Genomic DNA, 14,089 nt, shown 5'->3' on the forward strand with positions numbered 1-14,089 from the left:
GGGATGTTTGGTTCGTACGACGCCATATGAAAATAGTGATATGCGCACTATTTTCAACCTTATCGTGTCAAGCTCTCGCGCAGATCACGGCGGACCCCACCCACGGGCCGATCCCGAACGTTGTTAGCACGCACAACGGCCTGCCGCAGGTCGATATCGTTGCGCCTTCTCCCGCGGGCGTATCTCACAATCACTATTCACAATTCGATATCGGTGAGCGCGGCGCTATTCTGAATAACGCACCATACGGGGCGAACACGCAATTAGGCGGTGAAATTCTCGGCAACCCGGCGCTGCTTGGCCGATCCGCGACGCTTATCATCAATGAAGTGCATGCCAATGCGCCTTCGCATTTGCGTGGTTTTCTTGAAATAGCGGGGCAGCGCGCGGATCTCATCATCGCGAACCCGAACGGCATCATGGTCGATGGTGGCGGTTTCATCAATACGTCGCAGGCGTGGTTGAGCACTGGCGTGCCGCGTTATTCAGCGGGTGGGTTGGTCGACGGCCTGCGCGTTGATGACGGGACGGTCACGGTGTCCGGAAAGGGGCTTGATGCGCGCCAAACTGACGGGGTGGCACTGCTGGCCCGTGCGACGCAGATCAACGCCGCAATACATGCAAACGAATTGACGATTGCAACAGGCCAAAATGATATCGACTATCAAGGGATGCGGGTAACGCCGAAGCCGCGGGCAGGCGATGACCACGGTATGCCCCCATGCACGGCGTCATCACCGGGCGCGCGCAAGGGCGTCGCTATCGATGTCGCAAATCTGGGTGGCATGTATGCAAATGCAATCACCTTGACGGGAACAGAGGATGGGATGGGCATGCGGGTGGCGGAGGGCGGCAAGTTGTCGGCCGGTCGCACACTGGCGTTGAACATCGAAGGCCACCTCGAATGGGATGGCCCTCATCGGGACGGCCACGGCGGCCATGCTTCGGCGCCGCCGCATCTCGTGGCCGACGGCGAGGCGGAAACGCTTACGTTCAAGGCACGGTCCGCCGACATCCGGGCGGGTCTGCTCGCGGGGAAAGACATCGACATACAGGCGGACCAGGTTGCCTATGGCGGGTGGGCCGAAGCGGGAAACCAGTTGCACATCCAGGCCGGCGAAGCGAACGTCGCGGGAAACCTTCGGGCCACCGATGCGGTGGTGGAGGCCATTGACCGCATCACGCTTACCGGCGTGGCACACGCGGATGCGGGGGTGCGGTTCGCCGCCAATCACGTCGTGCAGCGGGGACAACTGCGCGCGCCCAATGTCACGATCAATAGTGCTAAAACGGTCCTTCACGAAGGAGATACCACGGCTAACACGTTTCGGGTGAGCGGTGGTGACGTTGATATGGCAGGGAACGTCACGGCACGAAATGCGCTGACAGTCAATGCACGCGGTCCCTTGCGCTTGCGTGGTACGTCCAGGGCACGGGGGCCCGTTACCTTCGAGGGGAGCGGAGTTGACTGTACGGTCGCACGGACGTATTCGGGTGACGTGCTGACGATCAAGGCACGCGGCGAGGATATTGTCCATGATGACGCCGTGTCTATCGGTAGGCAGCTAGCCATGGAATCCCCTGGGACGGTGTTCAATCGCCGTGGCCAGATCGAGGCAAGGGATGATCAAGCCTCTGCGGATAATGCGCATGGTCCTGCGTCAGCAAAACATGATGCCTCCGGAGGCGTGTCAATAAAGACCAAGACGCTGACAAATGCGGCCGGTGATATCCGTGGCCGGGACGTTGACATTGCCGTTGCGGATTACAAAGGCGGCGACGGCATGGCCTTTGGATCGAAGCAAATCCGGATCGTGGGCGGCAGTACTTTCTCCCTTGATGCAAATGGCAGTATTGGCGGGCAAGGCGCGGTTGAAATCGTGGCCGACGATATACAGAACGCAGGTACGCTCTCTGGCGGGTCTGTGCTGATAACCGCCGCGAACCAGCTTGGGAATAGCGGGAAAATACGTGGCGTCGACGTGTCATTACTGACAAGAAGCAAACTATTCAACATCGGAGGCGAGGTTGTTGGCAACAATGTCAATATTCTTGCGGCTGACCTTTTAGTGGCGGACGGGTCGCTCGATGGACGACGTAGTCTTACCATCGAAGCAGACAAAGGGGTGTCGCTATTAAAAACGGGTCATATAGGCGGCGACGGTTGGGTTGATATCAAAGCGCGGCGTCTTGATAATGCGGGAGAAATCAACGGATCAGACGTTGCCATCGATGTTGGCGAAAGCGGCGTGCTGTCCAACCAGGGCGGCAAGATTGTGACCAAGGAACAACCCGTCGCTGCCACGCCGGGTGCCAATGGTTGGGTGGGCAGTGAAACCGTATCCTTAAACGCAGGGCGTGTGGATAACAGTGCCGGCGGGGAAATCGGCGGCCGCAATATCGATATCGCGGCGGATATCTATGACGGCGGCAATGGCACGATTGCCGCGACGAATGACGTCGTCATCAAGACCGTTGGTACGGTATCACTCGACAGCGGCGGCGTGATCGACGGCAACCGTCATGTTGAGATTAGCGGCAGCGGTATCGTCAACGGTGGGAAAATCAGCGGGCAGCATGTCGCGTTGCAAGCAAAAAATGCCATTACCTCCGAGCGTGGTGGGCGGATTGCGGGAGGCCAAGTCGATGTTCACGCTAAGACCGTAACGGTGCCCGGTGGTGCGATCGAGGGCACAAGGCAGGTCATGGTGAATGCTGACCATCTTGTAGCGTTGGAGGTCGACGGATTTATCGGGAGCCACGGCGCGGTCGATATCAATGCGGAGGAAATCCGCAACGCGGGGGAAATATTCGGGCAGGAAGTGTCGTTGTTTGGAACGAAACATATAGTGAATCAAGGTAGATTGATCAACGCCGGTCCTGATCCGCTGAAACCCGAAGGCTCGATCTCTATCCAGACACCGCTTTTGCATAATCCAGGTGGCCGCATCACGGCCAAGGATATAGCGATTCACGTCGATGAATATCAAAGCGGAAACGGCATTGTTCTCGGCACGCACCAGGTAAAGATACTAGGGAAAAAACGGGTATCTCTCGATGAACATGGCTATGTCAAGAGTGCCGGTCATCTCGCTATTGACGCACCCGAGATTCTAAACCGTGGCGAAATCAGGGCGGCGTCCGCAGACCTTCGCGCGACAGACATGCTGTCTAACGAAGATGGCATTCTTGGAATCCACGCCGCCGGCAGCGCCATGGGCGAAGGCGCCTCGCTGGACAGCAATGGTCGTGCACGGATTGAAACGTCTTTACTGAAAAACCATCGTGGTCAGATAACGGCGCATGACATCGAGATTGATGCCACGAAAGTCCAAGGCGATGGCGGTGTCATTGTAGCGAGCGGCGACGCCCGTATCACCAGCCTTGAAACGGTGGCGCTCGCTTCGGGGGGGTATATCGGAGCCGATGGGCAGGTAGCAATAGATGCCCGTGATATCTGGAATGCCGGAGAGATTTCTGCGTCCAATTTGCATCTCACCGCAAAAAACAGACTTTTGAACGCGGGTGGATTGGTCAAGATCGAACCGATCTTGACGCACGCGTCGTGGGAGAAAGAAGGGTCATGCCTTCAGGCGCGTGAATTGGATAATCGAGGCGGAAAAATACAATCTCGGTCGCCGGATTCGATACGGGTTGTCGCTGACGCCCTGGACAACCAGGATGGTGAGATATCTCATCGCACGACGCATCTCGCCGCGCATCGCCTCGATCCCATGCTCGCTTTCGATATCGGCACGGTTCGTGGCGTTGGTAAGGTTGCCGCGGATTTTGACGTTGCGTTGCATGTGAAGGACCCGTTGCGGCTATCGGAGCGCGACGTTGTTGACGCTGGCGGAAAGCTGGATATCGCGCTCGATAACGGCATGTCGCATGCGGGCACGATGCAGAGTCGATCGGACATGACGTTAGCCAGCAAGCAGGATATCGTGCAAGAGGCTTCGGGGGCGATGGAGTCGGGTGGTTTGCTGGACATTCGCACAGACGCCGCGATTCGTAACGTCGGCCGGATGCATGGTGCAAAGGGCCTGACCGCTCGTGCCAATGCATCACTGGAGAACCGCGAAAAAGGATCGATCGACAGCGATGGCGATATCGGACTGACGACAAATTACTTGCATAACGATGCGACGATTCGTTCATCTATAGGTAAGTTGGACGTAAGCGCGAACCATGTAAAAAACACTGGTTTGATGGATGCCGAAGCGGTAAGCGTAACGGCGTTGGATATAGAGAATCACGCTGGATTGTTTGGTGGAAACGTCACGCTGAAAGCCGATTGGATCAAGCAGTCGGGTAACCAGGCGCGGATCGTTGCACGGGACAATGTTGCACTCTGGGTTCGGGATCATCTTTATAACGCCGACCGGGCACGGATATACAGCGGGGCGTCAGTGATGATTGGCGGGGAGGCGTTTGCTAACGTTGAAGCCTCGCGTACTGCAACGAAGACGCAATTGGTCGAGAACGTGGACGCCGAGATTGTTGCGATGCGCGATATGGGTGTGGCTGCGCAGACGTTGCGTAATGTCAATAGTCGCCCTGGACGCATTGAAGAGCGCACTGAAACCACGACAACGCGACTGCGGCCTTTACCGTGGTTTCATCGTACCGATCCAACTGAATCCGGTACCCCATGGCACAACGCCAATACAAACCAGTTCGATGTCTATTTCGTCCGGCCAGAGGACATTCTGTCCACGCATCACGTTGTCACGCCGGACGGGATAGACCTCGATCGCGTGGTGATACGGACGCACGGTAATGACTCGGCTTTCAGGCTCATCGAGGGTGGGACGAGCTATCACGATAAAGTCCAGCATCGATTCGAAGAACGGCTGGACGTTAGCGCAGGTACGCGAGAGGTTTTTATTCATCGTCGCGAAGACAATGTCGAAAACCCGGACCATGTTCTTGGCGCACCCGTCTTCGGGCCGAATGGCCGCAGGCCTGCGGAAAATATGCATGGCGCAATCCAGTTTGACAAGGCTGCTCGGGGGGCAGCCACGGGTTGGGTGAGGCTGGACGCGGAATCAGACTATCGAGATCCGATACTTGATCTCGTGACCACACAACGGAAAAGCAGGGAATCGCGCTATCCGATCGAGATATGTCGCGATGCTAAAACGACGGTTACGCGCCAGGTACATGTTCCTGATTCTCAAGCCACACCTGCGCGTATCGCTTCCGGTGGGGCAGTGCACATGGCAATGGGTGAGCGCCTTGAAAATCTCCATGGCGAGATTACGAGCGCTGGTGACTTGCAAATCAATGGTCGACTGCGATCGGGAGATGGCACGGATCCCGGCGGAGATGCGGGCGGCGGCGCGACAATTGAAAATAGCGGAACGCGGCTAACGCAACGGACCACTTTCGACATCACGTCATCTTATGGGCGTGCGCTTGGATCTTTTGCTGACAAGGAGACGCAGGCTGATCGAGAAAAACAGATAAAGGAACAAGTGCATTGGAAAGCGCCACCTCGAAGTGCCGTGATTGGTCACGTCGGAGGTGTCATACGTGGCGGCGCAATGGCTGCTGTCGGTGTTGGCGAGGTATTCAGCGTCGCCCAACCGATCGCCCAACCGATCGCCCAACCGCTCGCCCAACCGCTCGAAAAATCCTGTCGCGCATCGGATGCTCATTCAAGCAACTTCGCCCCCCCCAGTGGCCATCGGTTTGTTGCAGGAAATGAAAGTACGCTAGTACATGACGAAGCACACCGGTTTTCACAGAAACCGGAGAATCTCGGCGGGAACCTTGATCTCAGCACCATCGTCGGTAAGACGGGCCGACCACTGTCGGACTTCACTTCGACTCCGCACGATCTCGCTGGCGATGTACAACCGAAAAGTGCTGGAACGACTCCGAATCTCGTTTGGCAAAATGTCTTTGCCGATAACACCACGGCGGCGCGCAGCAACGGGGAGAGCGACTCTGCTGCAGAAACCCCAACACTGACCTCGCCAAGTGCAATACCGACCGGTGCGTCGCCACCCAATGCATCGGGCTTTGCGCAAGACCCGCATGCCAAACGGCCTCACAACGTGGAGTGGGAGGTCGATCTGACTGACCTTGAGTCAGGTGGCGGTGTGTCTGATTGGTTAGGCATCGCACCGCGCCAAGGTGTGCACATTCTCCACCCGGCGCTGGACGCTCGATATCTCATTGAAACGGATGCGCGCTTTACGAGCCGCACTGCATTGACCGCCTCGGAATATTACCGACGAAAAATACTGAAGACAGTTGTTGCATTGGTGGAGGACGATGAAGGTTTTTCGTCGAGCGAATACGTGCTGCGGGCGCTTGGAGAAGATCCGCGACTATACAAACGCTTAGGCGATGCGCAATACGAACTGAATCTTATTGTTCGGCAGATGCTGGCGGTAAACGGAATGGTACGTCGCGCGGATGACGCTGACGCCTACGCGGGCTATCGCGCGTTGATGGATTCCGGGGTCGCGCAGGCTGCGGCGTTGGGTCTTCGCGTGGGGCAACCATTGACCGAGGCCCAGATATCAGCGTTATCCGAGGATATCGTTTGGATGGTGAACAAGCGGGTCCGCCTGGCCGACGGTAGCGAACAGACGGTGCTGGTACCTCGGGTCTACCTGGTCCGTCCGGAAAGTGATGACGCAGGCATCGCGTTCACGGAACGTATGTCGCCGGTGCATGCTGTCAACATCGAAAATTGGGACGGCACGCTGGGAGCAAAAAACGCATATACGTTTCACAAAGCGTCGTTGACTGAGAAACTATTTCACCGTGAGTCGACGAACGCGCATCCTGTGGCGAGGCTTGCCAATTAAGTCTCAATCGTTCGTTGTGCATTTAAACGGCAGGATTGTTCGTCGTGTCGCTTTGATGTTGCAATTGAGGGGTTTCGGTATTTCAATTCAGGCCCTTTTATAATGATATGTACTACATATGAAATAGCGTTGAACTATGAAAAGCCGTTGCGCGCGTTCATCCGCATCATTACTGCGGGTTGCATGGCGTTCGCAATGGCTTCCCCTGTCAACGCCGTGGAAAGCGACGAGTCGCATAATGAACGTACTGATCTATTTTCTGAAGACGCACGTCGATTGGAGCAGGAGCGCGAGGCGCGTGATAGAGAGCATGCACTTAATGCACCTTCAATGCGCTTGCAGACCCGTGCTCCTGCGACCTACCCGGCACTGCCTGTCGAATTGCGCTGCGTGCCCATAGAACGCATTGTTTTGAGTACATCTCCGAATGCGGCATTGGCACAAGACAACAATGCTGTTTCGCAATGGGGCACCGACAGAGAGCCCGGGGCATTCAGGTTTGCGCAGCGATGGGTGGATCACTATGCCGGTCAATGCATCGGCCCGAAGGGTGTGCAGGCATTGGCTACGGGTGTTACCCGTATATTGTTGCAGCATGGATATGTGACATCGAGTGCCCATCCGGTGCCGCAAGACCTCAGCAAAGGCACGCTCGTACTCGGATTATCGCCCGGCGTCATTCGCGCCGTACGTTTTGAAGGGGATGCGCCACGTGCCGGATTGATGCTGGCGTTTCCCACCGGCGCTGGCCGCATCTTGAATATTCGTGATCTGGAGCAAGGTCTCTCGAGCATCATGCGCACACGCGGCCAGAGTGTGACGATGCGTATCGAGCCTGCGGACAGGGTTGTGGGCGACAGCGCGAACGCCGCAATGCAAATCGGCGGCAGGGACGACACGACGCGCGGCGGTGTGACGGAACTGCACAATCTGAGCGATGTCGTGTTCGTGGTCCGTCACACCCGGCCATTTTCGTTCCAGGTCGGGTATGACGACGGCGGCAGTGCGGGAACGGGGCGACATCGCGGCACGGTGGGCGCGAGTGTCAGCAATCTGTTCGGTCTGAACGAAACGTTCGAGGCGAGGGTCTTGCAGGATGTCTTATGGCGCCGACCATCGGGCGTGCGTCATCAGAGCGGAAGTTTCAGCATTCCTTTTGGATACTGGACGTTCGATGTATCAGGCGGACAGACGAAGTATGCTGTTTACATACCTACCAACACGCGGAATTTTTTCTTCAATGGCGAGATGCGGTACGCGGATTTCCGATTGCAGCGTGTCATATCGCGGTCGGCGTCGCAAGTCACGACATTAGGGGTCCGACTCGGCAAGCGGATGGGCAATAATTTCGCCGATAGCCATCGTCTCGAAAATCAGCGGCGTAATGAAACGCTGCTCGATCTCTTCGCGTCGCATCGGCATTATATCGGTCGTGGGCAGGCCGATATCACACTGACATGGCGACAGGGTTTAGGTTGGTTGGGCGCGCGGCCTGACCCCGCATCGGCTCGACCGGAAGGCTTGGTTTCGGACCCGACCGGCGTTTTTGGCACGACGCGCTACGACATGATGCTGGTGGATGCGAGTCTGCTCTGGCCGTTTCGCGTCTCCGGCCAGACGTTCTCTTTCAGCACGGTCTGGCATGGACGTTATACGGAACAGGCGTTGCTCGCGATCGATATGCTGACGATCGGCAATCGCTTTTCCGTGAGGGGTTTCGATAGTGATAGCGTACTCGCGGCCGAGAAAGGGGTTTTCGTCCGTAACGATCTTGCCTGGCATATCGGCCAGACCGGCGCGCAGCTTTACCTGGGAGTGGATGCCGGTCATGTCAGCGGCGCGTCCTCGCGCTATCTTGCAGGGCGGCACCTCGTCGGCGCCGTGCTCGGCTTTCGCGGTTACATCGGCTCCGCAGGGCTCGGCGGCGTTTCCTATCACGGTTTCGCCGGCAAACCAATCGTCAAGCCGAACGGCATGCCGACTTCGCGTTGGGTCAGTGGTATCGAGCTAGGTTACCGCTTCTGACGCGGCCCTGAATCGGTATCGATGATCTCTCGCAGGAACGTCCACAATGCCGGATCGTCGGACGTGGCCACGTTGAACCGGAACCACGCCGACGGCTCGTCGCCAGGGCGAAAATACGTGCCCGGCGCCAACCAGATGCCGCGCGCCAGTGCCTGTTCGCTGATCACCACCGCATGATCCGGTGCGATCGGCATCCGCGCCCATAGGAAAAGACCGGCGCGTGGCAAATGCATCGGTTTCAGCCCGGCTGCCAGCAGGGCGGGGCTGACGCGGTCATGGGCGGCCGCGAGCCGCTCCCGCAATCGCACGACGTGCCGTTCGTAATGGCCTTCCACCAGCACGTTCGCCACGGCCCGCTCGGTGATCTCGGAAGATGTCAGGCCCACGGCCATCTTTGTCAATGCCAGTTGCGACACAACGGACGGTGAGGCGGCGACGTACCCCACCCGCACTGCCGGCGTGATGGTCTTGGAAAATCCTGACAGGTAGATCACTCGGTCGAGGCCTGCCATTGCCGCAAGCATGGGTGCGCCGGCCGGCGCGAGTTCGCGGGAGATATCGTCCTCGACTACCCAGATCCCATGTCGATCGGCAGCCTGTAAAAGACGAAACGCGGCCGAGACGGTCAGTGACGTACCGGAAGGATTCTGCAGCACCGTGTTGACGAACAACGCCTTTGGCCGATGTGTGCTTATCGCCTGTTCCAATGTCGCGATATCGAAGCCGTCGACGGTTCTCGGCACGCTGACGACGTTGACACCAGCAAGCTTCAGGATCTGCAGCAGATTGCAATAGCCGGGGTCTTCGACCAACACGGTGTCGCCCGCCCGCAGCAGCGTGCGCACGACGAGGTCGAGACCCTGGGTCACACCTTGGGTCAACAGAATCTGACCCGCATCTACGCGCAACGACCACCGCCGTAACGTCGCGGCGATATGCTCACGTAACGCGGCCCAGCCATAGGGATGCCCGTAGCGGCCCATGCGTGCGCCAGGTGATCGGCTCACACGCCGCAAGGCATGTTGCAGTCCTGCATCGTTCACCCAGTCGCCCGGCATCCAGCCGCAGCCGGCCTTGATCGGCACCTGGCGGTCGGCGAACACATCGGACAAGAGCCAGGAGGCACTCAACGCGTTGTCCATCGGTGGCGGAACGGGGGGCGGCTGCCATTGACCCAGTCCCGTATCGGCCACCTTGTAGCCCGCGCCGGCGCGAGCGACGATCAAGCCCATTGCTGCCAGCCGCTGGTAGGCTTCGGCAATGGTATAGGGGCTCAACGACTGTTGTTTCGCGAATGCGCGCACCGATGGCAGCGTCGCGCCCGCGGGGACAATGCGCTGGTTGATCGTCGCTGCGATTCCGTCCACCACTTGGTCAACAAGGGACCCATGTTGGCGACGATCGCGGGAAAGGGACAGATGAAACATCGTTAAGGTCGGAAGACTTACGGGCGCGGCGCGTGCACTGAAGGCGGGGCTCGACGATCGACAGCGGCTACCCATGACGCGACTGAAAGCGTAACACAACGCCCCGTGCACGCCATGCGCAAACGCCCAATCCTCTTCAGCGTCCGCTTGGCCGTCATGATCCGCATCGCATCGCGTGATAAGAGACTGGCTAATCGGCCAGGGGATGCGCTCTATCGGTTTGGCGCAACGCGCGGCACACTCGCAGTGGAGATCGGCAACGGTGAAGGGCCATAAAGATATGCAGGTAACGTACGAAAAAACGCGGACGCCTCGCGCGGGCATCATCGCTGATAATGACGCGAGTGCCATCGGCTGCGAGCATGCACAGACAAACGAGGCGTCCGACACGACGGAGCTGGGTTCGGCAACGGCCTTGAGACAGTTGCCGACACCCGTGACAATGCTTGGCACGGGCTATCGCGTCGAGGAGCCACGCCGGAACCTTTGGCACGCCGGCGAAAGCCTTCCTACGTTGCAGGCAACGGATCATCGTGCATCGGCGAACGAAGAGATCGTGATCATTCCAGGGTGTGCTACCGTACGATCCGGTCCGAATATATTGACGCCTTCTCACATGGCTTTCTTCGAAGTGCGGAGTGAGCATGAGATAAAGCCCGTCATATACGATACAGCGTCGGGTAAATGGTGCGACGCCGACGATGACACCCCTATCGATTCGTCCGCACCCACGGACGCGATGATGGGGGCGTTGACGTTGTTTCGTCCCCGCTGCGTGGCGGAGACCTTTCCTGACGCGAGACCCATTCCCAAAATCGCATTCAGCTTCTGGGTTGGAGCTCCGCCGCCGAAGCATTACCTCAAGAAGGTAAGGCATAACGCCAAGGTGTTACGCCGGTCCGGGTACCGGTTCGCATTGATCCTCGATACGCATGATCCAGTCGGCGATGGCACCGAGGATGCATTGAAATCCGGCATCTGGCCTTTCAAGCGCAGCCATATCCAGATAGAACGCTGGCGTGATACCAAAAAAACGCTGCGCGACTTTTGTCGCGGTCATCCGGATCGCCTCGCGATGATTACCGCCGCGCTGGAAAATTACCGCGCCATTTCACATCTCGGGATCTATGCCGGCGCGGCCGACATCGCGCGCTATCTGCTGTTGTTCCAACGCGGTGGTTTGTACATCGATATGGACGACGCCTTGCCTGGCGGATTCGACGGTGTGTTACTGGCGGATTCGCATATGGTGTGGTCGCCGCTTCTGGAGGGGGGCCACATGAGAGCGTCCTGGGCGATACCCGATCGCTTGCGAACAATATGCTCGCCGCGCAAGCAGGGTCGCCGATCATGGCACGGGCGTTGTCGTTGAGTAACGAGCGCCTGGCGAACGGCGGTCTTGCCGCGCTGACGCGTGCCGCTAGTCCAGGTGCCGGACTGCGTAAAGATGGCGGTCAACATTACCATGGCGGACAACGGGCATTGGTGACGCGCGAAAGAGCACAGGCGCTGTTCATTAACACGGGGCCGGTGCTGCTGCACGACGCCGCACGCGAGGTCGCACCGGGCTTTGTCACGTACTTGGAGAGGGTCGACTCCGCTCGCAAACGTGCTGCCGATTTGATTCGGGACGGCGCGTATCAAGCGCGGCTCACCAGGACAATGCTGCCATTGGATGCCGCGTACGAAGTCCGAACCGAGACAGGGGCGAGCTGGGATCGCACACCTGTACCATTCTCCAGGAGGTTCTCGCGACGATGTCCTCCGCGATCGAACAGCGACGGTGTGTGAGCGGTGTGATCGAACCCGATGTCGCGGACGGTGTCGCTCTCTCAGATTATCGCGTGATTACCGCGCATGAAGCGATTGCCGTGTGCGCCTGAGCGTTGTTGCGGAGCGCAGTACCCATCGTCGGAGGTCTGATCGATGCGTGCCTTTACACCAGCGACTCGATCCGATTCAGGAAGTCCGCTTTTGAGATGACGCCCAGAAAAGTCCGATCGTCCGGCGAGGCCACCACAGGCAGACGTTCGCCTTCATGACGCAAGAACGCTTGCAAGGCGACGGCGGCGCTGTCGTCGGGGTAGAGTACGGGAACATGGGACGTTGCCATTTCCTTTGCCGGTGCGTCGAGGTTCAGTTTGCCCGCGGCGACGAGCTGGTTGAAGTCGCTGAGCGCGACGAAACCGTACAATTTGTGACTGGCATCCACAAGATAGACATACTTTACCGGCATCGCCAGGAAGACGCGCCGGACCGCTTCCAGCGACGCGTCGACATCGACGATCTGCTCGGTGGTTTTCATCAGTTCGCGCACGCGGGTGCCACGTGCGCGTTCGTCCGCTGCGCGTTTTGCGTTGATGCGTGACGTAGCCGAATACATCGGATCGGCGGTGAGTGAACGGCTGACGAAAAACGCAACGATGGCACACAGCATCAGCGGCAGCATGATCTGATAGCTCGACGTCATCTCGAAGACCATCAGGATGGCCATCAAGGGTGCCTGGGCGGTGGCCGCCAGGAACGCGCCCATGCCGACGATGACACAGGTGATTGTGTCCGGATGAATCGACGGCATGATCACTGCCAGTATCTTCGCGCATAACGCACCCAGCGCGGCACCGACGAACAGCGTGGGCGTAAAGACCCCGCCGACGGCCCCCGATCCGGCCGAGATGACCGTCGCCAGCACCTTGAAGAGCAGTATCAGCACCAACGTGGTCCAGGGCCAGGAAACATGCATTAGCTGGTTGACCACGCCATAGCCGTTTCCCCATGTCTGCGGCAGCCAGATCGATATGGTGCCAACCAGCAGTCCGCCCAGTCCCAGACGCACCGGCAGCGCACAGGCGGGCGGCAACGGCAACGCCTGCCATGCGGTTTTGCCCCCGCGGAGTGCCGCCATGAACAAGGGCGACAGAAAGCCAAGTACCAATCCAATCAGCGGAAAGGCCAGAAACTGGATGGTGTCCAGTTCGGGCAGGGCCGGCGGCGTATAGAGCGACGCGTAGCCGGGGAGCGCGCGCATTGTCACATTCGAGACGACCGCGGCAACGATCAACGGGCCCATCCGTTCGGCAACCACCGAGCCCAGGACGATTTCCGAGACGAAGAAGGCACTGGCGAAAGGGGCGCCGTAGGCCGAGGTCAATCCGGCCGCCGCGCCACAGGCGACAATGGTCCGCAGGCGCTCTGGCGAGACGCGGCGTGCTCGTCCGATCAGTGAGGCCGCGAGCGCCGCCATTTGCACCATCGGGCCTTCGCGACCAATGGAGGCACCCGAGACGATGGAGCAGAGTGATGCCGCGGAGCGGACCAGCGTCTGTCGCACGGGGAGGACACCCTCACCCAGCGTGATGGCTTCCATGTAGTCCGAGTGACGCGTCTTGTCGGTGTAGCGCCGCGCCAGCATCAGTAACAGGCCAGCCAGGATGCCGCCTGTCACTGGCACGATGATCCGCGTTTGCCACGGGACCAGCGCCGCCAAAGTGGCCATGTCGCCGTCGCGGCCAAAGATCAGGCGTTCGAGGCTGTCCATCGTATCGCGAAACGCGAGCGTCGCCAGTGCACCAGCCATACCGGCAGGCACCGCCCACAGCAGGGCGATCTGTCCGTCGGACGGATGCAGACGTTCGACCAGGGACAGCAGGAGCCGTGTCTGCAGGAGCGTTTTCCAACGTTGCCAACGCGATGGCGGGGCGCGATGAGAAGGATCGGGGTGGGACGGCAAGATCGTGAACAGTGAGTATCCAGCGAAGGGCGGGACGTGCCTACGATCATACCAGTGCGCCGCGGGCGTATCGCGGCACA

General features: G+C 58.9%; 6 protein-coding genes. 4 read left to right on the top strand and 2 right to left on the bottom strand.

Translation table 11 applies throughout. The features are described from left to right. Positions 1-26: 26 nt before the first annotated feature. Positions 27-6,827, top strand: coding sequence for a two-partner secretion domain-containing protein (locus SJQ66_RS17385; RefSeq protein ID WP_320535101.1), 6,801 nt, complete (start codon positions 27-29; stop codon positions 6,825-6,827). Positions 6,828-6,956: 129 nt separating this feature from the next. Beyond that, complete coding sequence (locus tag SJQ66_RS17390; RefSeq protein ID WP_320535102.1) at positions 6,957-8,852, top strand: ShlB/FhaC/HecB family hemolysin secretion/activation protein; 1,896 nt, start codon at positions 6,957-6,959, stop codon at positions 8,850-8,852. Here the strand turns inward: SJQ66_RS17390 and SJQ66_RS17395 are convergent. Continuing rightward, positions 8,840-10,279 carry an aminotransferase-like domain-containing protein gene (locus SJQ66_RS17395; RefSeq protein ID WP_024905821.1) on the bottom strand — a complete coding sequence of 480 codons (1,440 nt, stop codon included), beginning with the start codon at positions 10,277-10,279 and terminating at the stop codon, positions 8,840-8,842. The genes SJQ66_RS17390 and SJQ66_RS17395 overlap by 13 nt on opposite strands. A 262-nt stretch (positions 10,280-10,541) precedes the next feature. Between SJQ66_RS17395 and SJQ66_RS17400 the strand changes: the two genes are divergently transcribed. Next, positions 10,542-11,651 carry a glycosyltransferase gene (locus SJQ66_RS17400; protein WP_320535103.1) on the top strand — a complete coding sequence of 370 codons (1,110 nt, stop codon included), beginning with the start codon at positions 10,542-10,544 and terminating at the stop codon, positions 11,649-11,651. After that, entirely contained in the window at positions 11,630-12,070 is a 441-nt protein-coding gene (locus tag SJQ66_RS17405) for a hypothetical protein (protein WP_320535104.1), read from the top strand. The genes SJQ66_RS17400 and SJQ66_RS17405 overlap by 22 nt, the downstream gene beginning before the upstream one ends. Positions 12,071-12,215: 145 nt before the next feature. Here SJQ66_RS17405 and SJQ66_RS17410 read toward each other — a convergent pair whose 3' ends face one another. Then, positions 12,216-14,009: a ClcB-like voltage-gated chloride channel protein gene (locus SJQ66_RS17410; protein ID WP_052738114.1), complete on the bottom strand. Its 1,794-nt coding sequence runs from the start codon at positions 14,007-14,009 to the stop codon at positions 12,216-12,218. Between the last annotated feature and the right edge of the window lie 80 nt (positions 14,010-14,089).

The organism is Robbsia andropogonis (assembly GCF_034047095.1).
GTDB lineage: Bacteria > Pseudomonadota > Gammaproteobacteria > Burkholderiales > Burkholderiaceae > Robbsia > Robbsia andropogonis.

Coding starts and splice junctions, on each gene's coding strand:
- SJQ66_RS17385 (WP_320535101.1), top strand. CDS start 27: ATGAAAATAGTGATATGCGCACTATTTTCAACCTTATCGTGTCAAGCT.
- SJQ66_RS17395 (WP_024905821.1), bottom strand. CDS start 10,279: ATGTTTCATCTGTCCCTTTCCCGCGATCGTCGCCAACATGGGTCCCTT.
- SJQ66_RS17405 (WP_320535104.1), top strand. CDS start 11,630: ATGGCACGGGCGTTGTCGTTGAGTAACGAGCGCCTGGCGAACGGCGGT.